Raw genomic sequence first — 26,527 nt, 5'->3', positions numbered from 1 at the left:
CGTCGCAGTTTAATTAATCGACGATCAACTTCTATAGTCGCCGTTTATTTCTACATATTGCTTCGTCAGATCACATGTCCAAACAACTGCTTCACCTGCTCCGATCCCGAGATCTACCCGGATCGGAATCGTTTCTTCTTTCATTACGGCGGAGGCAGCCTCTTCGCTGTAATCCGGATCGCGCTCCCCCTCTATAGCGACACGAACATCGCCAAACCAAATCGCCAGCCGGTCGCGATCGGCCGGTTCCCCTGCTTTGCCAACAGCCATAACTACCCGCCCCCAATTGGCGTCTTCACCAGCAACGGCGGTTTTCACGAGTGGGGAATTGGCAATCGAAAGGGCAATTCGCTTTGCCGACTGGTCGCTCTCCGCGCCTTCAACAGAAATTTGAACAAACTTGCGCGCGCCTTCACCGTCTTTGACGATTTGGTGCGCCAGATCCGTCATCACGTCTGCGAGTGCTGCCCGGATCACTTCGGTCCTGGGATCATCGATCTCGGAAACAGCCTCCACGCCACGTTTTTCCGCAGCACCGGTCGCAAAGAACAGCACGGTGTCAGAGGTCGATGTGTCACTGTCGACAGTGATGGCATTGAACGAAGTCTCGGTGTTTTGCCCGAGAATTGTCTGAAGGACACCAGGCGCTATGGGCGCATCAGTGAAAATAAATGACAGCATCGTCGCCATATCCGGTGCGATCATGCCCGCCCCCTTGGCGATGCCGTTGATCGTCACCGTCTCGCCATCGAGCTCTACGGTAGCTGTCGCAAGTTTCGGATAGGTATCCGTTGTCATTATGGCCTTGGCAGCATCCAACCAGCTTGCCTGCCCCTGCGCTGCCACCAAGTCATCCGCAACCCCTTCAAACTTCTCAGCTGGAAGCGGTTCCCCGATCACCCCGGTCGACGCCAGATATATCTCATTCTCAGGACAGGACATCGCGCTGGAAACAATCTCAGCAGATTTGGCAACCGCGGCCTTACCCTTTTTCCCGGTGAACGCATTGGCATTTCCTGAATTGACCAAAAGCGCCCGGGCGTGCCCTTCACTCAGGATCTCTTTGCACCAGTCAACGGGTGCAGACGAACATTTAGACTTTGTGAAAACGCCTGCAACTGCGGTCCCTTCAGACAGCGACGCGAGCAAAACGTCCGTCCGGCCGGAATACTTGATCCCAGCGCCGGCTGTCGCAAAAGTAACACCCTCGATGTCCGGCATATCCGGGAAGGATTTGGGCGCAAGAGGTGAAACGGTTGTCGACATTGGATCGGCTCCAGACTGCGTAAAAGAACTGTCGTTGTCCCTAGCCAGAGGCAAGCGGGTCTGCAAGCCTTTTCAAGAACACGACCTCGCAGGCAAACAAAAACCCGGCGGCCTCGTGGCCACCGGGTATTCCTCACTCACAGCGCTGTTTACTCAGCTGCGGGCTTCTCGCCCTCTGCATTGGCGAGTTGTTCATCCAAGATCTCGACAGCAAATTCGTCCTTCAGTTCAATCATACGCGCCTCGTAAAGCTCTCGCGCAAGCTGCTGACGCAGGTTTGCTTCAACGGTTTCCAAAGCAGGCTTTTCCTGCCTGCGCTTGTCCTCCACTTTGATGACGTGCCATCCAAACTGGGTTTCAACCGGCTCTTTGGTGTAAGTACCTGGCTCCAATGCAAAGGCTGCCTCCTCAAATGGCGGCACCATTTGGCCTTTTGCAAAAAAGCCAAGATCACCACCGTTCGGCCCCGAAGGTCCTGTGGATTTTTCCTTGGCGAGCTCAGCGAAGTCGGCACCGCCATCCAGTTCGGTTATCAGAGCCTCGGCTGCTGCCTTGTCCTCGACCAGAATATGACGGGCATTGATCTCTTCAGGACCTTCGAAATCCGCGAATTCCTTATCGTAAGCGGCCTTCACGTCGTCATCAGAGATAGAACCGTTAATCTTCTGGCCGAGATAAGCGTTGCGCAGGGCGCGCAGCTCAAGAAACTCAAGCTGTTTCTTGAAATCCGGATCCTGATCGAGGCCATCATTCTTCGCAGCCAGAGCCAGCAACTCCATGTCGATCATGACGTCGAGCAACAGCTGGCGCCATTGTTCTGGCGGGAAACGTTGAAGCTCTTGACCCAAGTCCTGGGCAGCAAACGCAATATCGGCTTCCGTGATGACCGCATCGCCAACCTTGGCAACGACATCTTCCGGTTCGGCCGCCGACAAAGAAGCCGATCCGAGCGTCAGCGCCATGAAGGAAACGGCAAGAGCCTTGACTGGCCTGCGCATCGAATTTCGGAGCATGAGAAAACCTTTACCTATGGGAACATATCTCTTTTATCCCTCGGAACACGAGGGCTCGGGTACATTGCCTATTCCAGCAGCGTTGACAAGCATTCACCCCCCTCTTATCTCTCGGGCGGCCCTGCTGCGAGGCTGGGATGGCATCTTTTCGGCCACATGAGTTGGCCAGCGCGCTGCGCTACGTGTGCAACGTGTACAACAAATTGAGACGATTTCATGGGCAGGTGTCAGATTGCCAGTGACACCGACCGTAAAGGAAGGACCGCCACATGGCTGGCCTCGGCGCAATAGCACGTAAGTTATTCGGATCTTCAAATGACCGGAAAGTGAAGTCATTCCGGGCGAGAGTTGAGCAAATCAACGCTCTGGAAACTGAGATCCAGGCTTTGTCGGACGAGGACCTTCGCGCCCAGACGGAGAATTTCCGCGAACAACTGAAAAACGGAGCGTCTTTGGACGACATCCTTGCTCCGGCTTTCGCAACGGTGCGCGAAGCGGCCAAACGGGCGCTCGGTCAGCGTCATTATGATGTCCAGCTGATCGGCGGCATGGTGCTGAACTCCGGTCAAATCGCGGAAATGCGAACGGGTGAAGGTAAGACCCTTGTGGCGACGGCACCTGTCTACCTGAACGCCTTGTTGGGGGAAGGTGTGCACGTCGTCACTGTGAACGACTACCTGGCCCAGCGCGACAGCGAGTGGATGGGACAGGTTTACAAGTTCCTGGGACTATCTGTTGGCTGCATCACACATGGCCTGTCGGATGAAGAGCGCCGTGCAGCCTATGCCGCTGACGTTACATACGGAACGAACAACGAATTCGGCTTCGATTATCTTCGCGACAACATGAAACATGACCGCGCCTCAATGGTGCAACGTGGACATGCCTTTGCAATCGTCGACGAGGTCGACTCAATTCTGATCGATGAAGCCCGGACACCATTGATCATCTCCGGTCCCCTGGAAGACCGCTCCGAGTTTTACAACACCGTTGACGCCTTCATTCCGAACCTCACGGAGGAGGATTACGAGCTCGATGAAAAGGCGCGGTCAGCGACATTCACCGAGGCTGGCAACGAGAAGCTCGAGGGCCTGCTCGCTGAAGCAGATCTTCTGAAGGGCGATTCGCTGTACGACGTGGAGAACGTCTCAATCGTTCACCATCTCCAACAAGCTCTGAAAGCTCACAAACTCTTCCAGCGGGACAAAGACTACATTGTCCGCAATGGCGAAGTGGTCATCATCGATGAGTTTACCGGCCGCATGATGCCGGGCCGCCGGTTTTCCGAAGGCCTCCATCAGGCCCTGGAAGCACGCGAGAAGGTTCGCATTCAACCTGAAAACCAGACACTCGCATCGATCACGTTCCAGAACTATTTCCGCATGTACGGCAAGCTTGCAGGGATGACCGGTACAGCTTCGACGGAAGCGGACGAATTTGCCGACATCTATAAACTTGAAGTCGTTGAAATTCCGACAAACGTTTCGGTTCAGCGGATCGATGACGATGATGAGGTTTACCGGACCTTCCAGGAAAAATTCAACGCGATCGTCAAGTTGATTGATGAGTGCAAGGAACGCCGGCAGCCGATCCTGGTGGGCACGACCTCCATCGAGAAGTCGGAAATCCTGGCCGAGCTTTTGAAGCAACATGGCTACAAGCAGATCGATTTGAGCGATCCGGCCGCCTTTGCCGCCGCGCAGAAGAAGGACGGCGGCAAGTCCAAGGTCTTTGCCGTTTTGAACGCGCGCTATCACGAGCAGGAAGCGTTTATTGTTGCTCAGGCTGGTTTGCCAGGCGCTGTCACGATCGCAACCAACATGGCCGGCCGTGGTACGGATATTCAGCTCGGCGGCAACGCCGATATGCAGATCGAAATGGCCCTTGGCGAGATGCCGGAAGGGGAAGAACGAGCCGCGAAGGAAGCTGCCATCCGGGCCGAAGTGGAGGAGCTCAAACAAGAAGCACTCAAAGCCGGCGGTCTTTACGTGATCGGCACCGAACGGCATGAAAGCCGCCGTATCGATAACCAGCTGCGTGGTCGTTCCGGCCGTCAGGGCGATCCGGGCCACTCCAAGTTCTTCCTATCACTTGACGATGATCTGATGAGGATTTTCGGCTCCGAGCGCATGGACTCAATGCTGCAGAAGCTGGGCCTGGAAGAAGGCGAAGCAATAATCCATCCGTGGATCAACAAAGCTCTTGAGAAGGCGCAGCAGAAGGTCGAGGCGCGAAACTTCGATATCCGTAAAAACCTCTTGAAGTTCGACGACGTGATGAACGACCAGCGTAAGGTCGTCTTCGATCAACGTATCGACCTGATGGACAGCGACGCGATCCAGGATGCTGTGACGGATATGCGGCACGACGTGATCGATGATCTGGTCGCAAGTCACATTCCAGAGCGCGCTTATCCAGAACAATGGGATACCGAAGGACTTCAGGAAGAAGTCCGCAAGTACCTAAACCTTGACTTGCCGATCAAGGATTGGGCGGCTGAAGAAGGTATCGCGGATGAAGAGGTCAAGGAACGGCTGACACGGACGGCTGACGAGGCCATGGCCCAAAAAGTCGCCAAGTACACGCCCGAAGTCATGCGCCGGGTCGAAAAGGCAATTCTGCTTCAAACGCTTGATAATCTGTGGCGGGAGCACCTGGCCAACCTTGACCATCTGCGCTCCGTGGTCGGGTTCCGCGGATACGGTCAACGCGATCCTTTGCAGGAATACAAGACCGAATCCTTCACCCTGTTTGAATCGATGCTGGCACAACTGCGCCAAATCACGACAGCTCAGCTGCTTCGCGTTGAGCTGGTAACCGAACAGCCACCGGAAATGCCGCAGATGCCGGAGATGCATGAGCATCACATCAACCCGATGACCGGTGAAGACGAAATGGCGCAGCCGAACGTTCAACCGCAAGCAACCCGGGAGCGCGATCCAAACAATCCTGCGACTTGGGGAAAAGTTGGCCGTAACGAAGCTTGCCCGTGCGGGTCCGGCAAAAAATACAAGCACTGTCACGGAGCGCTCGTCTAACCGCACGCAGTTCTAACGAATAGCAAAAGCCGGCGCTCAAAATGAGCGCCGGCTTTTTTTGCTCTGAACCACCAAAGCAAATGCTAAAGCACTATTTTGCTTCCGTAGTTTTCTAAAGGCTGGCGTTTCACGGTCTTTTCCGGCAGGTTGCCGCGAAGATCCAAACAGCCACCGTATCAATGCAGCAAAAACAAGCCCCAAAAATCTACGTATCCCGCCGGAAAGAACTCCGAACGGAAAGTCCTATGATCAGCGTCATAGTGCCGGTCTACAACGAAGAAGACGTTATCGGTCACTTTCTGGAGGAGACCAAACGCGTTCTTGAGGAAACAGGGCTGCAATACGAATACGTTTTCATCGATGATGGTAGCAGCGATGCAACGGCTGACATACTGACGGATAGGCTTGCCAACGGCTTACCCGGACGGCTGCTCGGCCTCTCTCGGAACTTCGGCAAGGAGGCGGCCCTTTCTGCCGGTTTGGAGGCCGCCAAAGGCGACATCGGCGTCATCATTGATGCAGATCTTCAAGACCCACCCGAATTGATCCACCAAATGATTGATGGCTGGCGGGCCGGCTATGATGTGGTTTATGGCCTGCGGGTGGATCGAACATCAGACACACTGATGAAGCGATCGACTGCAGGCATGTTCTACAAGGTCTTCAATAAGCTTTCGAACATTGACATGCCTCCGAACGCCGGTGATTTCCGCCTGATCGACAGGGCGGTAATTGATGCGCTGCTTCAGTTGCCGGAACGAAACCGATTTATGAAAGGTCTGTTTGCCTGGGTGGGTTTTCCCGCCATGGCTGTTCCTTATGAACGCCCCCCGCGAAAGGCAGGCGACGGCAAGTTCAACTACTGGAAACTCTGGAACTTCGCGCTCGACGGCATCACGGGCTTTACAACGATGCCCCTGAGGATGTGGTTTTACGGCGGCGCTCTGGTGTCAATCCTAGCCTTCGCCTATGCCATCTATCTCACGATCAGGGGAATCATTTTCGGCATCGACGTTCCGGGTTACACCTCCATCATGGTTGCAGTGCTGCTCTTCTCAGGAATCCAGCTGCTCTCAATCGGAATGATCGGTGAGTACGTGACCCGGCTATTTAATGAATCGAAGCAACGGCCGGTTTACCTACTGCAGGATGTCATTGAGAGCACCCCTCAGCAAACCCATCAGCAAGATGAACATGATCACTGACCGCAAACGTCAAACACTGAAAACGGAAGCCAATGCTGCCGGAAAATTTGCGGTGGTCGGCGTTGTTGCAACGCTCATCCATGCCACTGTGGCCGGCTTTCTCCTGGAAAGCGGACTGCTTCCGCCAATGCTGGCAAATTTCGCCGGCTTTCTGGTTGCGTTTGGCGTTTCCTTTTCAGGCCACTTTTACTGGAGTTTCTCGCACCTCCGCCAAGAAAAGACCGCATTGAAGGCAATGCTGAGATTCTTATTGATCGCGGCATCAGGCTTCACGCTCAACTCAAGCGTATTGGCTCTTTGGCTGAACCTTACGCCCTGGCCGGATCTGCTCGGTTTGATGGTTTCGATCGCAATTGTTCCATCCCTTACGTTTATTGCCACCCGCTTCTGGGCTTTTTCGCACCCCGAAGTTGATCCGTGATTGGACTGGAGTAATTGATGAACGCCAGCCGTGCTGCGCTTCTGTATGGAGGGCTTCTATGCCTTCTCTATGCACTGGTTCCGACCTTGAGCTTCCCCAATCCGCCACTGGATGTCGTTGAAGGATTTGCGTGGGGCAGAGATATTCAACTCGGCTATACCAAACACCCGCCTATGCAGGCTTGGCTCCTTGAACTGAGCTATCACCTGACTGGTGGACACGCCTATGGAGCCTATTGGCTAAGCGCAATAAGCATTGGCATCGGATACTGGTTCGTCTGGTTGATAGGAAAAGAGCTTGGCTTCTCAGGACAACAACGGTTCTGGGCAATCGTGCTTACCAGCGTAACGTTTTATTTCACCCTCCCCGTACCCGAGTTCAACCCGAATATCCTCCAGATCCCGGTCTGGGCAGGAATGGTTTTTTTCTTCTTGCGCGCGCTGAACTCAGGCGCAGTCCGATACTGGGTCCTGTTGGGGGCACTCGCCGCAATTGGCTTCTACACCAAATACTTTGTCTTCCTGTTGATCGGCACAATTGGACTGTACGCCCTTGTTTACGCTGACGGTCGCAGGTATCTCGCAACCTCCGGGCCATGGATTTGCTCAATTTCGTTCCTTCTTCTGGTAGGCCCCCATTTATATTGGCTTTATGAAACTGACTTTCTGACCTTCCGTTATGCCATCGGCCGAAGCAATGCAGCAGGTTCATTGTTCGACCACGTCTATAATCCGATAAACTTCCTTTTGGCACAGCTGGCCAATCACGCCGGATTGTTTCTGGTCGCTCTCTTGGGGGTCAGCTGGCAAACACTTAAGTCGGCAAAAGCATCGTGGTCCGCGAGCAAAAACGCTGATCTGACTGCACAAGCCGACAGATTTCTTGTCTGGTTCGCTTTTGTGCCGCTTGCCGTAGTTTTACTGGCATCTGCTATAACAGGCAGTGAATTCAAACATATGTGGGGCACGCCACTCTTTGTCCTGTCCGGGTTGGTGGCAGTTCGATATTTTCATCTTCCGGCTTTTTGGTCTGCGCCCAAACGCGCATTTACAGGCGCTCTCGTCATCCAGGCCATTTTTCTGGGCGTCCTCTTTGGGCAAGCTGTTCTGGAGCCTCTCTGGAAGACCAAACAATCCCGCATTCATTATCCAGGCAAGGCAGCCGCGGAGTTTCTCTCTGATGTCTGGGAAAAGGAAACAGGTACGGAACTGGCGTATGTCGCCGGAGATGAGTGGACGACAGCCAATGTAACCCTTCACGCCGCATCGAGACCTTCAATGTTCTTGGAGCACAACACAACATTGAGCCCGTGGATCGACTTAGATGATGTCCAGAAAAAGGGCGTGATGATCCTTTGGCGCGGCGAGAACTCAGGACCTGCTGGCCGGATTATGGAACTCTATCCAAACGCCAGCCGCCGGGGCCAACACACGCTGCCGTTCCATTCTTATGGCACTTTTCCGGACCTCACGATCAATTGGATCATTGTACCGCCGGGAAGCGTCGCCACATCTGTAGACGATGAACGCACCGATTAGAAAGCCTGATGGTACAATCAAGAAAAGGGTCTAACCTCCCCGCATGATCGACATGATGGAAATCGATGGCATCGAGGACTGGCTGATCGGCGAGGCCCTCGGCGACCCCGAGATGACGCCTCTTTTTGCCGAGTTATGCGAGCGCCTGCGCCAATGCCACGTTCCAGTCGATCGCGCAATTCTTGTCTGGTCGACGCTTCACCCCATGATTGAAGCGGAAATCGCCTTTTGGGAAAACGGCGGCGAGGTCTACCATGAAAAGATCGAGCACTCCGAAGAAGATACGGAAGACTGGCTGCAAAGCCCCATTCGAGCCGTTTTGATCAATGAAGAGCCGATGCTTCGCCGGCGATTGACCAATGCCAATGCACAAACCGAATTTCCGCTTCTGAACCGTCTGGCCTCGGAGGGTTACACGGATTACCTGGTTATACCGACCCACATGGAGATACCTGCGATCAAAGGTGAGTATCCAAACACCGGGATCATCCTAAGCTGGGCAACTCGGGAAGAAGACGGGTTTTCTGAAGATGCCCTCAACGCGATACACTATATCCAGAAACGGCTCGCCCTCGCCGCAAGGGCCGTGCTTCAAGGCCACATCACAAAAATCATCGCCGAAACATACCTCGGCAGCATCGCAGGAACCAAAGTACTGAATGGACAAATCCGCCACGGAGATGGCGAGACCATCGACGCGGTGATCTATTACAGTGACATGCGCAATTCCACGGCTATTGCAGATGCCCTGGGTCCCGAAGATTATCTCAAATGGCTGAATACATATTTTGAAGCAACTGCTGGCGCGGTCCTTCAGCAAGGCGGCGAAGTCCTAGACTTTATTGGCGATGCGGTTCTGGGTGTCTTCCCAACACAAAAGGGATCACTCTCAGAAGCGGTCCAAAGGGCCATTGCGGCGGCGGATGAGACCCGGCGGAGGCTCCATGACATCAACAAAACCGTCTCCAGCGATCTCACAATGAACGCAGGTATCGCTCTTTCGACCGGCCGTGTCATGTTCGGTAACATCGGCGTTGCAAACCGGCTGACCTTCTCGGTTATTGGTCAAACGGTTCACGCCGCTGCGCGGATCGAACATTTGACCAAGCGGATCAAGTCCGACGTTCTCATGACTGGTGAAATCGCTGAATTTGCGGGCGATCGCGCACAAAATGCGGGAGCCTACGAACTGGACGGCTTTACCGACCGCCAACCGCTTTTTTCACTTGAACCTCTGCCCGTTCCCGGCGCACCACACTCCTAATCTCAATTTCTTGATACCAAACGGATACCCATGACAGACCTTCGCCCAAATCCCCGCACGACCCTGCCCTTTCGCGAACAAGTCTGCGAGACCGGAGATGACGGCGCGCCTGTCATCTTGCTGCACGGCTTTGGCGGAGACCGCCAAACCTGGGTGAACATTCAAACTGGTCTTGCCAGCCGCAAACGCTCTCTGGCGTTTGATCTGCCCGGTCACGGCGAAGCACTGGATTGGCCCAAGGTTGGTCACGCTGGGATTTCGGCAAAAGCTGTCACACAATCCCTTGAAGCGCTGGAATTGAAACGCGTGCATCTGGTTGGCCATTCCATGGGTGGCGCTGTTGCCGCATTGGTTGCCCTGCGTGCACCGGAGCTGGTTGCCAGTCTTACGCTTTTGGCGCCCGGTGGATTTGGGCCGGAAATCAATCATCGGCTTTTGCGGCGCTATGCGGTTGCCTCTGAGACAGCGGAAATGGAAGTTCTTCTCGAGCAGTTCTTCGGCTGGGAATTCAAGCTTCCCAAATTCCTCGCAAAAACCGCTGCAGAAAGCCGGGCCCGGCCAGGAGGAGCGGCAACTCTGTCGGCGATCGCCGACGAAATCATCGACGGCTCCGTGCAAAAGACTTTGCCGCGGGACGACATGGCAGCGCTTCCAATGCCGATCAAGGTGCTTTGGGGAACTCAGGACCGTGTTCTACCGACACGGCAGGCGCACAAGCTGCCTGGCATTGTTGCCACGCACATCTTTGAGCGCGTTGGTCACATGGTGCATCTGGAAATACCAAAAGAAACCACCCGCCTCATTCTTCAAAACGCGACTGCAGAATAAGGCGCTCGGCCAGCCGACATGCTGAGGGGTCTTGCAGGAGCGTTATCGGTTTTCAACGCTAACGCTCCTGTATTCAATAGCTGATCGTCTATGCGTCCGGGAGCAGGTCGTCCCGCCAGATCTCGCCGATCACCCGCCGCGCCATCATGTGCGAGCGCGGTGAATTGATGCTGTCGACCGCAATAAGTGCATTTTCTTTCAGATACGCAACGTAGAACTTTTTAGCGGCTGGGTCGCCGACGACGATTGTCTTGTCATACCCTTCCGACAGGCCCGCGATCTGCAGCTTGATTTCATACTGATCCGACCAGAACCACGGCAAGGGATCATAATCGACGTCCTGCCCCAGCAACGCCTGGGCCGCGATTTTGGCCTGATCAATCGCATTCTGGACGCTTTCCATCCGCACAGAGCGTGAATACCGCCCAGAATAAAACCGGGTGCAATCGCCAACGGCGTATATGTCCGGATCGCTTGTCTGAGCTGCACCATCAACAAGAACACCGTTATCTGTATCTAGCCCCGCATCTGCGGCCAGTTGATCATTTGGCTCGGCGCCAACGGCGACAAGCACAAGGTCGGCCGGGACACTGTCTCCATTGTTCAGCTTGATGGATTCGACCGCCTCTCCACCCTCAAGCGCTTCAATGCCCGTGTTCAAACGCAGTTGAACGCCATTGTCGGAATGCAGTTTCGCGAAAAATTCCGACACAGTTTCACTCACGACCCGCTTCATCGGCCGGTCCTGAGCTTCAATCACGCAAACGTCCTTACCGAGCGCGCGGGCCACTGCAGCGACCTCCAGACCGATGTAACCGGCACCGATGATGACGAGGTTCTGGCTCTTCGACAAACGGTCACGGATCGCATCAACATCGCCAATGGAGCGCAATGTGACCACGCCGTCTTTATCAGAGCCCTTGATTGGAAGGAGACGCGCTTTGGTTCCCGTCGCAAGGACCAGTTTTCCGTAAGATATGGTGTCGCCGTTTTCGAGCAAAACACGTTTTGCCGACCGATCGATTCCGACGACACTTGTGTTTGGGATGTGGTCGATGGTGTTGGTCGTGTAGAACGCCGGCGGCCGGAGCCAAAGCCCCTCGGCGCCAATTTCACCAGCCAGAAATTTTTTGGACAGTGGCGGGCGTTGATAAGGTGGATGAGCTTCGTCGCCAATAAGCCGCAACGCGCCTTCAAAACCACCTTGACGAAGCGATTGAGCGACCTGGGCACCAGCTTGACCAGCCCCGACTATGACGATCTCTTCCTGCATCCCGTTTCACCTTCTTCGTGCAATCAGACTCGTCCCTAGCACGAAGAAAAGCCGCCCGCCAGCGGGGCATTAAGTCCCGGTTGGCAAAGCGGCTTTTGAAGCTTCTCGCCTATGCGTTAGGCGCTGCGAACACCTTGCAGGAATGTCGCGATTTCCTGACGGATCAGCCCGCCCTGCTGAGACAGGGATTGCGCCAGTTTATCGACCTCAGCACCATTGGTTCGGGCGAGTTCTGCAGCGGATCCAACGCTCGTCATACGATCGGCTGCTTCATCAGACCGCTGAGACGCACTGGAAACGTTGTCGGAAATCTCTCGGACCGCCTGATCCTGATGCTGAACGGAATCTGCAACCGACGATGCCAGGTTTTCCATGTCGGAGATAATCTTACTTACATCCTCAATGGCCTGCACAGCGTGACCGGACGATCCCTGGATGGCTTCAATCTGGATCGCGATCTCTTCCGTCGCTTTCGACGTCTGATCAGCCAATTGCTTGACCTCGGCTGCAACAACCGCAAAGCCCTTACCGGCTTCACCTGCACGCGCGGCTTCGATGGTTGCGTTCAGAGCGAGCAGATTGGTTTGACTTGCAATGTCCCGGATCAGGCTCATGACTTCGCCGATCCGTTCTGCCGCGCTGGAGAGCTCCTGCATGGTCGAAACCGTTGTGGAGGCACTTAAAACGGCTTGCTGAGCAACTTCCGTAGACCGGGTTGCCTGATTTGAGATCTCGGCAATCGAGGCAGCCAATTCGTCCGCAGACTGGGCTGCCGATGTGACATTTTCCGCAGCTGTTCTCACTGCACCCGTTGCACCAGACGATTGGTCCGCCACATCGTCGGCCGCCTGTTCCATTGATTGGGAAGTCTGGCGCAATTCGTCATTGGCCCGGTCCAAACTGCCGAGCGCGTCAGTTACCGTGCCTTCAAACCGGCCGATAATGTCTTCCAGACGGGCGACACGTTCTTCACGGGCCTTGTTTTCCTGTTCCTGGGCTGCTGCAAGCTGCGATCTCTCGAGAGCATTGTCCCGGAAGACCAAAACCGTTCGGGCAATGGCAGCAAGTTCAGTTTTACCCTTTGCTTCCGGCAAGGCGATGTCTGTCTGACCACCCGCCAGAGCTTCCATGGCTTTCTGGAGATGCGCCAACGGTCCGGCTACCGATTGACCAACCAAAAATGCGATTGCAGGCAACAAGATCAGCAAACCAAGAATGGTCCCACCAATTGCATATGTTGCGATCGACCGGGCTGTCTCGAGTTGAGTGGCAGCCTGCGCCTGCAGGTCTTTTGCAGCGGCATTCAGGGCGTCGATGTGTGGTGGCACCAGTTGAAAAAGGTTTTCCAGGAGGGCGGTGCTGCTCGTCTCTTGCTCAACCGCTGCCGTATACTGGGCAAACGTCTCCTGATACGCCGTCATGTTATCGGCGAGCTCTTTCTTGATCGCATCTTGAATGTAGACCCTCTTGAGCAGTTTCTCGAACGCCGCAAACTGCTCATCGAAGACGCCGATTGCTTCGGGCGTGCTGTTGAGGGTGAATTCTTTTTCCGCGAGCTGCACAGCGAGGATAGCGCGCGCCAGCTTTTCAAAGTCCGGGCCGCCGCCAAACTTCATTTCTTCAAACAAACGATCTTTCACTGCACCAGTGAGCGAATCGAGGCGTGCCAGCTGCCCATCCTGGTTCGTATAACCGATTTGCTGCCGGACACTGTCCAGCATCTCGAACGCGCCGCTTGTGCCCTCTAGCGTATCTTTCACATCGGCAACCTGGGCGGCGTAGCTCGCCGCGGCAGGATTGTTTTCCAGCTTGGCAACCAAATTCGTCGCAACAATCATTTCGGTGGTAAATCTTTGAAACGCTTCGGCAGAGGGCGCTGCAAAGTATTGATTTTCAATGATCTGCAGCCGTGCTGCCGTCTCAGAGAGCGCTGCCACTTCTTCGGCAAGATCGGCGCTTTGGTTCATCCTGCTAAAAGCCGAATTCAGCTCGCCCTGGCTCCAGAAATAGACCCCGCCGATAATGACGAGGCCAACGACTGTCACGAGGCTGAGCGCCATAACCCGCACTTTGACCGAGAGTTTGGACAAAACTCCAAAAGTTGATTGCGCACCGATTGCCACTGGCTTATGTCCCCTGAGAGAAATAGTGTTTCCTCAGAGTTAGCTAAAATTGCCAATTTCCGGTTAATCTGAAAATCATTCTTTTTCATTTCCCCTCATCGACCACTTTGCTGGTTTGGCGAACCACCCCCGGAGATTGACTTGGCATATCTGGCCAAAATTGCCCCTGCGCTTTTTGTTCTTCTATGGTCGACCGGTTTTATCGGTTCAAAGCTGGGCGCGCCGTACATCGAACCAATGGCTTTCCTGACGGTCCGGTTCGCTGCGGTCTTGCCCATTTTGTTCCTTCTCGGTCTGTTTTGGGTGAAATCCTGGCCGAATGACAAAAAGGCAATTGGCCACTGCATCGTGACCGGCATGCTCGTCCACGGCATCTACCTGGGTGGTGTTTTCTGGGCCATCAAGCAAGGGATGCCTGCTGGAGCTTCAGCCATTATCGTCGGACTGCAGCCGGTTCTGACCGCGATTTTTGCAGTTGGTATGATCGGAGAAGTGATCAGCCGCAAACACTGGATCAGCATGGCGATTGGCCTCAGCGGCCTCGGTCTCGTTCTTGGACCCAGGTTTGATCTTGCCGGGTCTGGCATCACCCTCGTTACGATCAGTGTTGTCTTTTTTTCCGTCATCGCGATCAGTGTTGGCACGGTTTATCAAAAGCGCTTCGTGCCCAACACGGATCTTTTGGCGGCAACCTTCTGGCAATATGTCGGTGCCCTTTTGGTCACAACACCGCTGAGCCTCTTCGAGACTTGGCAAATTACCTGGTCGGGCGAGTTGATCGTAGCGCTTGCCTGGCTTGTTTTGGTGCTGTCGATCGGCGCGATCATGTTGTTGATGCTGCTCATCCGCCAAGGGGCGGTCTCGCAGGTGGCCAGCCTGTTTTACCTCGTGCCGGTCGCAACGGCCATTGAGAGTTATTTCCTTTTCGGAGAAACCCTCTCAATGATCCAGATCGCCGGCATGGCTTTGGTGGTCGGCGCGGTCTTGATGATCCGCGCGGCTCCTAAACGGACCTAAGCCTGCTGCTGCCGACCCAATTGACGATCGCGGAAGGCACGTTGCCGCGCGATCGCCGCATTGAGCTCGCCGCCCAAGATGAAGGCGAGCGAGCAGATATATAGGAAAATCAGCGCGGTCATGATCCCCGCCAGGCCGCCATATGTTGAGACATAATTGGCAAACCGGGCGAGATACGCCCCGAAGGCACTGCCTGAAACGATCCACAAGAGCAGGGTGGCAATCACGCCCGGCCAGATGTCTGAAAACGACCGCTTTCCAGAGGGCAGCAACCAGTGCGTCATGAAAAGCCCGACAATCAACAATGACCCGGCCAGCGTGTAGCGGGCAATGTTGATCGACAACAGAAATGTTTCGACCTGAGGCACAAATCCTCTGAGAGCCTCGATCCCAAGCGGCGCAAGAACGACAAGAAACGTATAGGCCAGCAGGATCACCGCGCCCAGGATCACAAGAGCCAGCGATTGAATGCGCAACAGGATAAAGGACCGCTTTTCAACCTGCCGGTAGGCCCGGTTCAGCGCCGTTCTAAGCGCCTCGACCCCATTGGATGCAAACCACAATGCGGCCACCGCACCAAAGGTGAGTAAGTCACTGCGGGGTACCGTCAGTACATTTTCGATTTCACGGACCACAGGCGCCGCAACAGTTTTCGGCCAGGCGTCGAAGACAAGTTCAGACACCGTGTCTGCCGCACCGACCATTCCAAAAAAACCCGCAAGAGACGCAATGAAGATCAGCAAAGGGAAAATCGCGAGCAGGCCGGACAGGGCCACGTGACTGGCCATTGCAAAGCCGTCATCACGTGAAAAATGACCGATTGCATCTTTCAGCACAGCAAAAGACGCCTTGGCAAAAAGGTAAAGACTCATAGGTTTCATGTTGCTTGGCCGGGAGCTGTCGTCAAGTCTGTGCCCTCGTTATGACAGCCCCCTTCGAAAGACCAACAAGTTTTGGCTCGACAAAGCCCGGTGTGCGACGCAACATAGCTTCAAGAAAACGCGCGCGCGCGCAACAAATGAAAACGGAGATGCCGATGTCCACCGCAGCCATGAAGGCCGCAGAAATGCAGCCGACTCTATCCGAGCGAACCAACGCCATCGTCCATAAATTGGACGGTCTCCTTGATCTCGCAGCGCAGCGTGTGCGCGAGCGCGTTACGGTGGACGGGCGGATTTCTTCCAGCCGGATGGAAGAAGAACAACGTGCAACACACGGGCTGGCATGGCTTGCAACATATGTCGAAGCGCTCCGCCAGCTTGATGCCTATGCACAGCGGTTGACCGAGAGTGGCCGCTACGGCGATCTGGAGGACAAGATCGTTCAACTCGGCTTTGCGGAATACGTGGCGCAGATCTTCGGCGGCATCCCGATGAACCAGGGGGAATTCGTCCGCCTTGCCGATCTTGGCATTTCCGATGACGAGGCCCGCTCATTTCGGACCGCAGACATGGATGCCGTCATTGCAACAGGCAACACCATTGAAGTTCGCGAAGGTCTCACAGAGCTGATCCGCGCTCAGGCAGGGCAGTCGACTTTCGGCGATGGCGGTCTTGATGAAACCATGGAGCAGATCCGCAACGAAATGCGGAAGTTTGCTGAAGACACCGTCGTGCCCAATGCCCATGAGTGGCATTTGAAAAACGAATACATTCCGCTCGAAGTTGTCAGTCAGATGTCGGAACTCGGCGTTTTCGGTCTGACCATCCCTGAAGAATACGGCGGGCTCGGTCTTGGCAAAGAGGCAATGTGTGTTGTCTCTGAGGAGCTCTCCCGCGCCTATATCGGTGTCGGCTCGCTTGGCACCCGGTCGGAGATCGCCGCTGAACTCATCCTGTGTGGTGGCACTCAGGAGCAAAAGGAGCATTGGCTTCCGAAAATCGCTTCCGGTGAAATCCTGCCGACCGCCGTATTTACCGAACCGAATACCGGCTCCGACCTTGCCTCGCTCAAGACACGTGCGGTGAAGGATGGCGACACCTGGAAGATATCGGGCAACAAGACCTGGATCACCCATCCGGTGCGCGCAGACATCATGACCCTCTTGGCCCGGACCAATCCAGCTGAACCCGGATACAAGGGCTTGTCGATGTTTATTGCCGAAAAGCCGCGCGGAACGGACGAAGATCCGTTCCCGGCAGACGGCATGACTGGTGGCGAGATCGAGGTTCTTGGCTATCGCGGCATGAAGGAATACGAGATCGCCTTCGATGATTTCGAAGTAAAGTCGGAAAACCTGCTGGGTCAGGTTGAAGGCGAAGGTTTCAAACAGCTGATGCAGACATTTGAGGGCGCCCGAATTCAGACCGCAGCCCGCGCCATAGGTGTTGCGCAATCCGCACTGGATATCGGACTGCGCTACGCAGAGGATCGTGTTCAGTTTGGCAAGGCGTTGATTAGTTTCCCACGCGTTTCCGACAAGCTCGCACTCATGGCGACCGAGACCATGATTGCCCGTCAGCTGACATATTTCTCAGCTTGGCAGAAGGACTCCGGCAAGCGCTGCGACCTGGAAGCCGGCATGGCCAAACTGCTTGGCGCCCGTGTCGCGTGGGCCGCTGCGGACAACGCACTGCAGATCCATGGCGGTAATGGCTTCGCTCTTGAATACGCCATCTCCCGTGTGCTGTGCGATGCAAGGATCCTGAATATCTTTGAAGGTGCAGCCGAGATCCAGGCACAAGTTATCGCCCGCCGATTGCTGGAAACCCGCGGCAACGCATGATCAAACAACAGGGCGCCAATCGGCGCCCTGAGCTTGTTGACAAACCTTATTCCTCTCAGTAGTCATCCTCGGCCTTGTGCCGAGGATCCATATTTTTCAATATGTTATGGATGTTCGGAACAAGTCCGAACATGACGCCGGAGAAAAAATCGGGCTTTGTCAGCAGTCTGAGAGCGCCAATCGGCGCCCTTTTTCTATTCAACCGTGATCGTGATCCGCTCGGACATTACTGGCGGATTGTGTGGGATATGGCTCCAGTCGCCCAAAACCAGCTGCAGCGTGTGTTCACCGGGCGCCAACTCAACTGTGGTTTCGGTCTGCCCGCCGCCAAAGTGTTTGTGATTGTCATCGGCCGGGATGGCTTCGTTGAGTTCTTCGCCTTCGATCTCTTCATCGATAATCAAATGGTGATGGCCGGTTTTTTCTTTTTCAACACCGGCCGACGCCACACCCATTCCGGTCAAGCCGAACTGGATAAAGACCGGGCCTTTGACACTGTCACCGTCCTTCAAATTGATGAAATAGACCTTCGCACCGTCCGGGGATGGGGTTTCACCGGCATTGGCCGAAACCGCTAATGGCAAGACGAGGCACAAAGCCATCGCAGAAGATTGAAAATATGATCTCATAACGATCCTCCCGTTAAAGAAACGCCCCTCAGCCCAAGCATTACGCTTCTCATCACTGATGAAAGTGACGATAATCACACAAAGGTGCCAGGAACGCTTGGTAAACTTTATTTGTAATTCTGGCTCACATGCCCATATCCATCATATGCCGCGAACAGGAATTACGTTGAAATGACCTCCTCATCCCCATTTGAAGATCTGGGATTTGACCCGGAAATTCTCGGACCGGAAGAGGAACAAAATGAAACGGTCCGTCAGAAACTGTTAAAAACAGCCCGGAAGGCGGCGCGCCAAGTTCCGTTTATGGAAGATGTGGTCGCCGGGTATTACTGCGCGCTTGATCCTGCCACGCCGACAAAGGTGCGCGGGACCTTGCTTGCTGCTTTAGCCTATTTTGTTTTGCCGCTCGATGTGGTGCCGGATTTCATCCTGGGCGTCGGGTTTGGAGATGATGCAACGGTGCTAATGGCAGCAATTTCGATGATCCGGGCCCATATCCGACCAGACCACTACCAGGCCGCCAGAGATGCTTTAGAGGACGGAGAACTATAAGTCTTCGTCCGCTGCTTTCTCGTCATGCGGTAGACCTTTAATCTGCGGGTGCCAGCTCCCGGCGGTCCGTCCAGCAATAATCCAGTAAACAGCCCCGGACACGAAGCCCGCTGCCAGCACAACCGGACTACCGGGCCTTAAACCAGCATCCGCTGTCCCATCAAGTGTCCAGAGCAGAAAAGCGATGGCACCGGCGCTTGCAAGATGAAAAACGATCCCTGACAACCGCGCTATTTCGGAAACCAAGATGACACAAGCTGCAGGGACGAATGCAATAGCACCCAGGACACTCGCAGTGACAAACGCCGTTCCGATCATGGCCGCAAACGCAGCCGGATCGGCCTCCGGAGATCGAGGCTGAAACAGCCCCCAGGACAAAAACAATCCGCTGGCGATAACGGCTATAACAAAGCCCACGATGATTTTGATGAGCTGCCAGATGAACAACGTTCCGTTCAATCGGATCTCCTGCTTCGGCAATGGAGGATCAAATTGACGCCCGGACCATCCAATTGCAAGACGCCACTGATTTCCAGCGTCGAACAAGATTGATAATGTAACAAGGTCGCGCGCCGCTCAAAAAAATCTGTCTAAGGCCCAAGATCGGTGTTTTTGGTTGACTTTTTGGGCGTTTGGCACGAGCTTGGGGCTTGGCGTTCGAGAAGACGCGGCGAGACCCTTGGAGCGAACGCTCCGGGGCCGTTTGCGTATAAACACCGGCTTGAAAGCCAATTAAACTGAAACCGCAGAGGAGTTTGCGACCATTCGCCGTCCGTTCCGCGCCCCGCCTCCCACAAAGGAAGGCCCGCGCACAAACCAAGAAATTCGCGTTCGCGAAGTCCAGCTTATTGACCACGAAGGCGCCAACCGCGGCGTTATATCGACCGAAGAGGCGATGGATATCGCCATGGATGCCGGTCTGGATCTTGTAGAAATCCAGCCGAATGCCAATCCGCCGGTCTGCAAAATTCTGGACTACGGCCGATACAAATATCAGGCACAGAAGAAAGCTGCAGAAGCCCGCAAAAAGCAGAAGACCGTCGAGATCAAAGAGATCAAGATGCGTCCGAACATCGACACCCATGATTATGAGGTGAAGATGAAAAACATGCTGCGCTTCTTCAACGACGGCGACAAGGTGAAGGTCACGCTCCGTTTCAGGGGCCGCGAAATGGCGCACCAGGATCTCGGCATGAAGCTTTTGCACAAGGTTCGTGATGAGACCTCGGAAATTGCCAAGGTGGAATCCCATCCGAAACTGGAAGGCCGCCAAATGGTTATGGTGTTGGCCCCGATTAAGTAAGCAACCTGTCAGAAACGTTACAAGGCCCCGCCAATCGGCGGGGTTTTTTGTTGCCCATCATGGCGGGCAAAGTGTTTGCGAAAGGCGTTTGGAGTGAGCCCCGTCAGTTTTGTGAAGAGCCGACTGAACGACGGCGGATCCTGATAACCGACGGCAAAGCAGATTTCCGATACAGTCCGGCCCGTTTCGATTAGCAAACCCCTTGCCCGCTCTATACGCAACTCTTGCAAGTATCCATTGGGTGTCATCCCTGTCGCAGCCTTGAACCGGCGCAAAAACGTGCGATCCGGCAGCCCGGAAGCGCTGGCAATTTCCTTAACGCTCAGGACATCTGCATATCGCGCGTCGATCAGGTGTTGTGATTTTAAAACAGCCGCATCGCCATGCCGCAGATGCGGTGAGAACCGCCTGAACCGGCGCTGGTCCCGGCGGCGCATGTCGACGATGAAATAGCCAGCCGTGCGCGCCGCCACGCCGTACCCGAGAAATCGTTCGATGACCACCAGACCAAGATCAACCCAGGCCATCAAACCACCGGCCGTGATGAGGTCGCTGTATTCGATCAACAATTGATCGGTATTGAAGGACATGTCGGGGTAGCGCTTGGACAGCCTCTGTTTCAGCCCCCAATGCGTGGTGACGGGCCGTCGGCCAGCAATGCCCGCTTCTGCGACAAAGGTAATCCCGGTGCAGGCGGAACAGACAACCGTACCCTCCCCGTGCTGGTAAGCCGTGTATCCAGCCAATTCCGGCACATCGGCGGCACGCACTTCCGCCGCAGAGGGCGGCAGGATCAGTCCGTCGAACGAACGGCCCCCCGGCTCAAAGGTCGAGATCGTTTCAACGGCAACCGAATGCTCCGACATATTTGCGGCATACCCAAGCACATCCTGAAGCCCCAGGACGGCCGATTAAAGACATCCCGGATAAGCCAAAATCGCCAAACTGTAGGAGCGTGCCACCATCTGGCGTATCTAGCACAAGATTTGTCATTTGCGCCAATCGTACCCATCGGGGCCTGCTCTACATTCAAGTGCAATGGAAATTCATGGAGCACTCATGTCTATTGCTAGCACCACAAGCCCTCTGAACGTCGGCGACATCGCCATCACGCCACTTACAGATGGCCACCTCGATATTCCTGCCGCCTATTTCTCCAATGCAAGCGATGAAGAGATCCAGGCGGTCAGTCCGACCACCCGATTTGGCGCAACATGCTGGCTGATCCAAGCCGGACCCAAAAAAGTACTCGTGGATGCCGGGTCCGGAACTTGGCTAAAAGCGCGTTTTCCCGAGACCGGGTTCATCACGGAATCGGGGTCTTCCCTAAAAAACGCGGCCAACGACATCACAGACATCATTCTGACTCACATGCACGCCGACCACATCGGCGGCCTGGTTGCGGACGGTCAAAGCCTGTTTCCCAATGCAACTGTCCACCTGCAGAACAGCGAGTGGGCGTTCTGGACCGACGAAACCCTGGCGGAGGCCGTGCCGGACGACAAAAAACCCATCGTCCAACTGATCCAATTCTTAGCGCGCCCAATCGCCTCCCAAATCAAGCTTCATGACGGGAATGCGGACCTGGAAAATGGAATTCATGTCACGAGTGCCCCCGGACACACGCCCGGCCATCAGGTCGTCAGGATCTCAAGTGGCGGCAAACAGGTGATGCTGCTGGGGGATGCCTTGGTGTCCGGCGTTCTGCAGTTTGCTAATCCTGACGTCCACTATGCCTTGGACAGCGCGCCTGAGACAGCGGCAGAAACCCGGAAAACCCTGTTTGCAGAACTCGCCGCCGAACAAATCCCTTTTGCAGCAACCCATCTTGAAACTCCGAGTTTCGGTATGCTGACGGCAACCGGCAGCGGCGGATATCACTTCGAGCCTTTGGCTTAGGTGCTCTAGCTGAGAGACACCCAACCACCGTCCTTAGCGGATTGAAACAACGCATCCAGAACAGCCATGTTCTGGATTGCGTCCTCGACTCCATAAGGAAGGGGTACTTCACCAAGAATGGCACGGCCAAAGACATCTGCCATTTCGGCATACTGATCACAGGGCGCGATGGTTTCGCTCACCGCGGACCCATCTCCGAGCTTTGACCCGTCATCGAGCCTCAATTCAGTAACGCCACCTTGCGGCGCGTTGACGGGAATAAGTAGTTCGAGCCGCTTCTTCGTTCCAACAAGCTGGAAACGCTGGTGCGGCGTCAATTGGGTGGACACGGTGAAACTCAAATGACGGCCCTGCCCGAAGTCCAGCATGGCACTCGTTGTCCGGTCGGTTCCGAATTCCGGATCCCGGTCGATCAGCGCAACAACACGGTGCGGCTTAGCGTCAAAGAAATACCGGCCGGCCAGCATCGTGTAACACCCTATATCGAGCAGCGCGCCGCCACCTATGTCGGCATTGTTTCGGATGTTCGCCGGATCCGCATTGAAGTAACTGAAGAATCCCTGGATTGCTTTCAACTCGCCCAATTCTCCGGACCGGACCAGATCACGAGCTCTGATCCATTGCGGATGGGCCCGCACCATAAAGGCTTCGGCAATCAACCGGCCTTCCTGCGCACGCAAAAGCTGACGTGCCTCGTCCGCGTTGAGGGCAATCGGCTTCTCGCACAGGACATGTTTTCCGGCAGCTGCCGCCTGCAGGGTCAAAGGCACATGCAAATGGTTTGGAAGCGGATTGTAGATCGCATCGATATCCGGATCGGCCAGAAGGTCCTCGTAGCTCCCATAGGCTTTGGGAATTTCAAGCTGATCGGCCGCGTCTTGGGCACGCTTGAGGCCACGGGAAGCAATAGCAGCAACATGTCCGGTCTGGGACGATTTTATCCCAGGAATGACCTTCTCCCGGCCAATTTTTGCCGTTGACAGAACGCCCCACCGGATTTGCTTCGTGCCGCTCATGTTTGTCTCCTGCACCTCAAACAAAAATCCCGGCCAATGGCCGGGATTGCCAATTTCTTCTACCAAAACAATCAGTATTTATCAGGCACGTAAAGGTGTTCCGGCAGAACTTTGCGCTCGTAGTCCGGGTTAAACCGGCGTTCCGGCAGGGTAATTGGATCATGCGGCACGTCTTCGTACGGCAACATCGACAAGAGATGGCTGATGCAGTTGAGGCGGGCCTGCTTCTTGTCGTTCCCTTCCACGATGAACCACGGCGCTTCGGGAATGTTGGTCCGCTCGAACGTCTCTTCCTTGGCCTTGGTATAGTCTTCCCAACGCACGCGGGATTCCAGATCCATAGGGGACAGCTTCCACTGCTTCAACGGATCATGAATGCGCATCAGAAAGCGCAGCTGCTGCTCTTCATCGGTGATGGAGAACCAGTATTTGATCAGCCGGATGCCGGATCGGACCAGCATGCGCTCAAATTCCGGAACGTCGTTGAAAAATTCCTCGACCTGATCTTCTGACGCAAACCCCATCACGCGTTCAACGCCGGACCGGTTGTACCAGGAGCGATCGAACAGCACCATCTCACCAGCCGCCGGCAGATGCGGCACATAACGCTGGAAATACCACTGGCTCTTTTCGCGGTCTGACGGCGCCGGCAAGGCAACAACACGGGCCACCCGCGGGTTAAGGCGCTGCATGATCCGCTTGATCACACCGCCTTTGCCTGCAGCATCCCGGCCTTCGAATATCACAACGATCTTTTCGCCGGTATGCTGAACCCAGTCCTGCAGCTTGACCAGCTCGGCCTGGAGCATCAACAGCTCATGGAAATAGGTTTTCCGGTCGAGGGGGGACTTGTGCTTCTTGCCAGCAATGTATTGAAGATCCTTGGCGATCAGGAAATCATCGATTTCCATCTCGAGCTCTTCATCCATGCTGTCGGCCCACTCGTTTTCCACCCAGGTCTTGGCGTCCTCACTCATCCGACTGTTCCTTATGCATAATTTAAACGCGTCTCACCTGCACTGAGAGCCCGAAATCCATGACAGGAGTTTGACAGTAGCGTCAGTCGATGGACCGTCGCAATGCGCTCCGTCAAAGTCCATACCTCGGAATCCGCTTGCTAAATGAATGAACGTTCATTAATATGATGAAAGTGGAGGAGACGTAATGGCGCTTTCAGCACGCCCGCAGCCGCGGCAACGCGGCCAGGAAACTGCAGAAAAGGTTCGAAAAGCGGCCCTACGGCTCTTTGCGGCGTCAGGATACGCGGCTGTATCCATGCGGGACATCGCAACCCAGGTCGGCGTTCAGCCGGGTGCACTCTACAATCACTTCCCCACCAAGCAGCACATCTTGAAAGACTTGATGCTGAGCCACATGGCCGACTTGCTGGCGGCTTGGGACACTGCAGATTTCCCGGATGAAACCGACCCGATCGAACGCTTTGTACGATTTCACATCCGGTATCACCTGGAACGCGCAGATGAAGTCTTCATCGCCTATATGGAATTGCGTAGCCTTGATGCCGAGAACTTCGCGATCGTCGAGGCCGAGCGCCGGCGCTATGAAACCATTCTTACGGATATCCTGACCGAAGGCGCAGCAAGCGGCCGCTATTACATCGACAACGCCAAAGTGACGACACGTGCGATCATCGCCATGCTGACCGGCATTCCGGCCTGGTACCGGCCCGGCGGCGATCTGTCGAAAGAAGAGATCGAAACGCTTTACCTGAACATGGTGCGCAAAAGCATCGCCCCAGAAACGAACGATAATCCTGGCAATCCAGACACCGGAGACCGGATGGCATGAGCATTCTCAAATCGAGCCTATCGCCCAAGAGCGCCGAGTTCACCGCCAACAAGGCCGCGCATGAAGACGCCATGGCGCAAATCAAGGCCGCTGCACAAACAGCGCTGGACGGCGGCGGCGAAACCGCCCGTGAGCGCCATGTCTCCCGCGGCAAAATCCTGCCGCGCGAACGTGTCTCCCGCCTGCTCGATCCGGGCTCGCCGTTTCTGGAAGTCGGCATGCTGGCCGCCCACGACATGTATGATGGCGCAGCACCGTCGGCCGGTATGATTGCGGGTATTGGCCGGGTCGAAGGACAGGACGTCATGATCCTTGCCAATGACGCGACGGTCAAAGGCGGTACCTACTATCCATTGTCCGTGAAAAAGCACCTGCGCGCCCAGGAAATCGCCGAGCAGAACAACTTGCCATGCGTCTATCTGGTCGACAGCGGCGGTGCCAACCTGCCCAACCAGGACGAGGTGTTCCCGGACCGTGACCACTTTGGCCGGATCTTCTTCAACCAGGCCAACATGTCTGCGAAAGGCATTGCCCAGATCGCGGTCGTGATGGGCTCCTGCACGGCTGGCGGGGCCTATGTTCCGGCCATGTCGGACGAAACCATCATCGTCAAGAACCAGGGCACTATTTTCCTTGCCGGTCCGCCTCTGGTGAAAGCGGCAACCGGCGAGGAAGTTTCCGCAGAAGACCTTGGCGGCGGTGACGTCCATACCCGACTGTCTGGCGTCGCCGATCACCTTGCGCGTGATGATGCCCATGCGCTTGCTATCGCACGCCGGTCCATCGCAAGCCTCAACCGAACCAAAGCCTCGCAGCTCGCACTGCAGACACCGGAAGATCCGCTCTACGATCCGGAGGAAATCCACGGCGTCGTCCCGGCGGACCTGAAGACCCCTTATGATATCCGCGAGGTCATTGCCCGCACTGTTGACGGCTCAAGATTCGACGAGTTTAAGGCCCGTTATGGCACCACGCTGGTCTGCGGCTTTGCCCATATTCACGGCATGCCGGTCGGCATCATCGCGAACAACGGCGTTCTCTTCTCCGAAAGCGCGGTCAAGGGCGCGCATTTCGTCGAACTCTGCTCCCAGCGCAAGGTGCCTCTGGTATTCCTGCAGAACATCACTGGCTTTATGGTCGGCCAGAAATACGAAAGCGGCGGGATCGCGAAGGATGGCGCCAAGCTGGTGACCGCCGTTGCCACGACGAAGGTTCCGAAAATCACCATGCTGGTCGGCGGATCTTTTGGTGCTGGCAACTACGGCATGTGCGGCCGGGCCTATTCGCCGCGGTTCCTGTGGACGTGGCCGAACTCACGCATCTCCGTCATGGGCGGGGAACAGGCCGCCGGCGTTCTGGCAACCGTTCGCCGCGACGGCATCGAGCGCAAGGGCGGCAGCTGGTCCAAGGAAGACGAAGCCGAATTCAAGCAGCCGATCATCAACCAATTCGAGGAACAAGGGCACCCGCTCTATGCCTCAGCCCGGCTTTGGGACGATGGCATCATAGACCCACGCAAAACCCGTGACATTCTGGGTCTTTCATTGTCGGCGGCGCTCAATGCCCCGATCGAAGACACCAAGTTTGGCCTGTTCCGGATGTGATGTG

23 protein-coding genes are annotated in these 26,527 nt (G+C 55.4%); 13 read left to right on the top strand and 10 right to left on the bottom strand.

All coding sequences use genetic code 11. The features are described 5' to 3' along the window. Positions 1-24 precede the first annotated feature (24 nt). Positions 25-1,266, bottom strand: a complete 1,242-nt coding sequence (argJ, locus tag AC0J4F_RS07610) for a bifunctional glutamate N-acetyltransferase/amino-acid acetyltransferase ArgJ (protein WP_133952153.1) — start codon at positions 1,264-1,266, stop codon at positions 25-27. A gap of 149 nt (positions 1,267-1,415) precedes the next feature. Then, positions 1,416-2,279 carry a peptidylprolyl isomerase gene (locus AC0J4F_RS07605; protein WP_473025879.1) on the bottom strand — a complete coding sequence of 288 codons (864 nt, stop codon included), beginning with the start codon at positions 2,277-2,279 and terminating at the stop codon, positions 1,416-1,418. 269 nt (positions 2,280-2,548) lie between these two features. Here AC0J4F_RS07605 and secA point away from each other — a divergent pair, with 269 nt between their 5' ends. From secA to AC0J4F_RS07575, 6 genes are all read left to right on the top strand, one after another. Beyond that, positions 2,549-5,317 carry a preprotein translocase subunit SecA gene (secA, locus tag AC0J4F_RS07600; RefSeq protein WP_133952155.1) on the top strand — a complete coding sequence of 923 codons (2,769 nt, stop codon included), beginning with the start codon at positions 2,549-2,551 and terminating at the stop codon, positions 5,315-5,317. A gap of 245 nt (positions 5,318-5,562) precedes the next feature. After that, a complete protein-coding gene (locus AC0J4F_RS07595) occupies positions 5,563-6,522 on the top strand; it encodes a glycosyltransferase family 2 protein (protein WP_208326779.1) in 960 nt (319 codons plus the stop codon). Further along, a complete protein-coding gene (locus tag AC0J4F_RS07590; RefSeq protein ID WP_209176105.1) occupies positions 6,512-6,943 on the top strand; it encodes a GtrA family protein in 432 nt (143 codons plus the stop codon). Before AC0J4F_RS07595 ends, AC0J4F_RS07590 begins: the two co-directional genes overlap by 11 nt. Positions 6,944-6,960: 17 nt before the next feature. Next, positions 6,961-8,481, top strand: a complete 1,521-nt coding sequence (locus AC0J4F_RS07585; protein WP_473025878.1) for a glycosyltransferase family 39 protein — start codon at positions 6,961-6,963, stop codon at positions 8,479-8,481. Positions 8,482-8,524: 43 nt separating this feature from the next. Then, positions 8,525-9,745 (top strand): adenylate/guanylate cyclase domain-containing protein, encoded by a 1,221-nt coding sequence (locus AC0J4F_RS07580; RefSeq protein ID WP_473025877.1) that lies wholly within the window; start codon positions 8,525-8,527, stop codon positions 9,743-9,745. A 30-nt stretch (positions 9,746-9,775) separates the two neighbouring features. Then, the gene (locus AC0J4F_RS07575) at positions 9,776-10,573 is read left to right on the top strand and encodes an alpha/beta fold hydrolase (protein ID WP_473025876.1); all 798 of its coding nucleotides are present in this window, start codon (positions 9,776-9,778) and stop codon (positions 10,571-10,573) included. 88 nt (positions 10,574-10,661) lie between these two features. Here AC0J4F_RS07575 and AC0J4F_RS07570 read toward each other — a convergent pair whose 3' ends face one another. Beyond that, positions 10,662-11,846: an NAD(P)/FAD-dependent oxidoreductase gene (locus AC0J4F_RS07570; protein WP_473025875.1), complete on the bottom strand. Its 1,185-nt coding sequence runs from the start codon at positions 11,844-11,846 to the stop codon at positions 10,662-10,664. Positions 11,847-11,962: 116 nt separating this feature from the next. After that, positions 11,963-13,969, bottom strand: a complete 2,007-nt coding sequence (locus AC0J4F_RS07565; protein ID WP_473025874.1) for a methyl-accepting chemotaxis protein — start codon at positions 13,967-13,969, stop codon at positions 11,963-11,965. A gap of 141 nt (positions 13,970-14,110) precedes the next feature. Here AC0J4F_RS07565 and AC0J4F_RS07560 point away from each other — a divergent pair, with 141 nt between their 5' ends. After that, positions 14,111-14,986 carry a DMT family transporter gene (locus AC0J4F_RS07560; protein ID WP_473025873.1) on the top strand — a complete coding sequence of 292 codons (876 nt, stop codon included), beginning with the start codon at positions 14,111-14,113 and terminating at the stop codon, positions 14,984-14,986. On the opposite strand, the gene AC0J4F_RS07555 is transcribed toward AC0J4F_RS07560, so the two are convergent. Continuing rightward, complete coding sequence (locus AC0J4F_RS07555) at positions 14,983-15,867, bottom strand: YihY/virulence factor BrkB family protein (RefSeq protein WP_209176111.1); 885 nt, start codon at positions 15,865-15,867, stop codon at positions 14,983-14,985. The two genes, AC0J4F_RS07560 and AC0J4F_RS07555, sit on opposite strands and share 4 nt — an antisense overlap. A 170-nt stretch (positions 15,868-16,037) precedes the next feature. On the opposite strand from AC0J4F_RS07555, the gene AC0J4F_RS07550 reads away from it, so the two are divergent. Then, a complete protein-coding gene (locus AC0J4F_RS07550; RefSeq protein ID WP_133952629.1) occupies positions 16,038-17,711 on the top strand; it encodes an acyl-CoA dehydrogenase family protein in 1,674 nt (557 codons plus the stop codon). Between the two features lie 194 nt (positions 17,712-17,905). Here the strand turns inward: AC0J4F_RS07550 and AC0J4F_RS07545 are convergent, their stop codons facing one another. Continuing rightward, entirely contained in the window at positions 17,906-18,313 is a 408-nt protein-coding gene (locus AC0J4F_RS07545; RefSeq protein WP_473026412.1) for a DUF4399 domain-containing protein, read from the bottom strand. Between the two features lie 198 nt (positions 18,314-18,511). Between AC0J4F_RS07545 and AC0J4F_RS07540 the strand changes: the two genes are divergently transcribed. Beyond that, a complete protein-coding gene (locus AC0J4F_RS07540; RefSeq protein ID WP_428522356.1) occupies positions 18,512-18,892 on the top strand; it encodes a YkvA family protein in 381 nt (126 codons plus the stop codon). Here AC0J4F_RS07540 and AC0J4F_RS07535 read toward each other — a convergent pair. Beyond that, positions 18,887-19,351: a translation initiation factor IF-3 gene (locus AC0J4F_RS07535; protein ID WP_473025872.1), complete on the bottom strand. Its 465-nt coding sequence runs from the start codon at positions 19,349-19,351 to the stop codon at positions 18,887-18,889. The two genes, AC0J4F_RS07540 and AC0J4F_RS07535, sit on opposite strands and share 6 nt — an antisense overlap. A 304-nt stretch (positions 19,352-19,655) precedes the next feature. On the opposite strand from AC0J4F_RS07535, the gene infC reads away from it, so the two are divergent. Further along, positions 19,656-20,195 carry a translation initiation factor IF-3 gene (gene infC, locus AC0J4F_RS07530; protein WP_133952177.1) on the top strand — a complete coding sequence of 180 codons (540 nt, stop codon included), beginning with the start codon at positions 19,656-19,658 and terminating at the stop codon, positions 20,193-20,195. 17 nt (positions 20,196-20,212) lie between these two features. Here infC and AC0J4F_RS07525 read toward each other — a convergent pair whose 3' ends face one another. After that, complete coding sequence (locus AC0J4F_RS07525) at positions 20,213-21,061, bottom strand: GlxA family transcriptional regulator (RefSeq protein ID WP_473025871.1); 849 nt, start codon at positions 21,059-21,061, stop codon at positions 20,213-20,215. 193 nt (positions 21,062-21,254) lie between these two features. Between AC0J4F_RS07525 and AC0J4F_RS07520 the strand changes: the two genes are divergently transcribed. Then, positions 21,255-22,094, top strand: coding sequence for an MBL fold metallo-hydrolase (locus AC0J4F_RS07520; protein WP_473025870.1), 840 nt, complete (start codon positions 21,255-21,257; stop codon positions 22,092-22,094). A gap of 5 nt (positions 22,095-22,099) precedes the next feature. On the opposite strand, the gene AC0J4F_RS07515 is transcribed toward AC0J4F_RS07520, so the two are convergent. Both AC0J4F_RS07515 and ppk2 read right to left on the bottom strand, forming a co-directional pair. Then, positions 22,100-23,110 (bottom strand): Gfo/Idh/MocA family protein, encoded by a 1,011-nt coding sequence (locus AC0J4F_RS07515; RefSeq protein WP_473025868.1) that lies wholly within the window; start codon positions 23,108-23,110, stop codon positions 22,100-22,102. A gap of 71 nt (positions 23,111-23,181) precedes the next feature. Then, entirely contained in the window at positions 23,182-24,087 is a 906-nt protein-coding gene (gene ppk2, locus AC0J4F_RS07510) for a polyphosphate kinase 2 (protein ID WP_473025866.1), read from the bottom strand. Positions 24,088-24,274: 187 nt separating this feature from the next. Here ppk2 and AC0J4F_RS07505 point away from each other — a divergent pair, with 187 nt between their 5' ends. Together AC0J4F_RS07505 and AC0J4F_RS07500 are read left to right on the top strand one after the other, a co-directional pair. Beyond that, positions 24,275-24,919: a TetR/AcrR family transcriptional regulator gene (locus tag AC0J4F_RS07505; RefSeq protein WP_473025865.1), complete on the top strand. Its 645-nt coding sequence runs from the start codon at positions 24,275-24,277 to the stop codon at positions 24,917-24,919. Beyond that, entirely contained in the window at positions 24,916-26,523 is a 1,608-nt protein-coding gene (locus AC0J4F_RS07500) for a carboxyl transferase domain-containing protein (RefSeq protein ID WP_473025864.1), read from the top strand. Before AC0J4F_RS07505 ends, AC0J4F_RS07500 begins: the two co-directional genes overlap by 4 nt. The last annotated feature ends 4 nt before the right edge of the window (positions 26,524-26,527 follow it).

This window comes from Roseibium sp. R5, assembly GCF_055755305.1.
The sequence above is the reverse complement of the archived record's forward strand: the minus strand, read 5'-3'. Positions and strand labels throughout refer to the sequence as shown.

What these genes read in the sequence shown, in the direction of transcription:
- AC0J4F_RS07580 (WP_473025877.1), top strand. Translation starts at nt 8,525, where the DNA reads ATGATCGACATGATGGAAATCGATGGCATCGAGGACTGGCTGATCGGC.
- AC0J4F_RS07515 (WP_473025868.1), bottom strand. Translation starts at nt 23,110, where the DNA reads ATGAGCGGCACGAAGCAAATCCGGTGGGGCGTTCTGTCAACGGCAAAA.
- AC0J4F_RS07585 (WP_473025878.1), top strand. Translation starts at nt 6,961, where the DNA reads ATGAACGCCAGCCGTGCTGCGCTTCTGTATGGAGGGCTTCTATGCCTT.
- AC0J4F_RS07525 (WP_473025871.1), bottom strand. Translation starts at nt 21,061, where the DNA reads ATGTCGGAGCATTCGGTTGCCGTTGAAACGATCTCGACCTTTGAGCCG.
- AC0J4F_RS07590 (WP_209176105.1), top strand. Translation starts at nt 6,512, where the DNA reads ATGATCACTGACCGCAAACGTCAAACACTGAAAACGGAAGCCAATGCT.
- AC0J4F_RS07605 (WP_473025879.1), bottom strand. Translation starts at nt 2,279, where the DNA reads ATGCTCCGAAATTCGATGCGCAGGCCAGTCAAGGCTCTTGCCGTTTCC.
- AC0J4F_RS07570 (WP_473025875.1), bottom strand. Translation starts at nt 11,846, where the DNA reads ATGCAGGAAGAGATCGTCATAGTCGGGGCTGGTCAAGCTGGTGCCCAG.
- AC0J4F_RS07540 (WP_428522356.1), top strand. Translation starts at nt 18,512, where the DNA reads ATGACCTCCTCATCCCCATTTGAAGATCTGGGATTTGACCCGGAAATT.
- AC0J4F_RS07520 (WP_473025870.1), top strand. Translation starts at nt 21,255, where the DNA reads ATGTCTATTGCTAGCACCACAAGCCCTCTGAACGTCGGCGACATCGCC.
- AC0J4F_RS07575 (WP_473025876.1), top strand. Translation starts at nt 9,776, where the DNA reads ATGACAGACCTTCGCCCAAATCCCCGCACGACCCTGCCCTTTCGCGAA.
- AC0J4F_RS07505 (WP_473025865.1), top strand. Translation starts at nt 24,275, where the DNA reads ATGGCGCTTTCAGCACGCCCGCAGCCGCGGCAACGCGGCCAGGAAACT.
- argJ (WP_133952153.1), bottom strand. Translation starts at nt 1,266, where the DNA reads ATGTCGACAACCGTTTCACCTCTTGCGCCCAAATCCTTCCCGGATATG.
- ppk2 (WP_473025866.1), bottom strand. Translation starts at nt 24,087, where the DNA reads ATGAGTGAGGACGCCAAGACCTGGGTGGAAAACGAGTGGGCCGACAGC.
- AC0J4F_RS07500 (WP_473025864.1), top strand. Translation starts at nt 24,916, where the DNA reads ATGAGCATTCTCAAATCGAGCCTATCGCCCAAGAGCGCCGAGTTCACC.
- AC0J4F_RS07550 (WP_133952629.1), top strand. Translation starts at nt 16,038, where the DNA reads ATGAAGGCCGCAGAAATGCAGCCGACTCTATCCGAGCGAACCAACGCC.
- AC0J4F_RS07595 (WP_208326779.1), top strand. Translation starts at nt 5,563, where the DNA reads ATGATCAGCGTCATAGTGCCGGTCTACAACGAAGAAGACGTTATCGGT.
- secA (WP_133952155.1), top strand. Translation starts at nt 2,549, where the DNA reads ATGGCTGGCCTCGGCGCAATAGCACGTAAGTTATTCGGATCTTCAAAT.
- AC0J4F_RS07545 (WP_473026412.1), bottom strand. Translation starts at nt 18,313, where the DNA reads ATGGCTTTGTGCCTCGTCTTGCCATTAGCGGTTTCGGCCAATGCCGGT.
- AC0J4F_RS07555 (WP_209176111.1), bottom strand. Translation starts at nt 15,867, where the DNA reads ATGAAACCTATGAGTCTTTACCTTTTTGCCAAGGCGTCTTTTGCTGTG.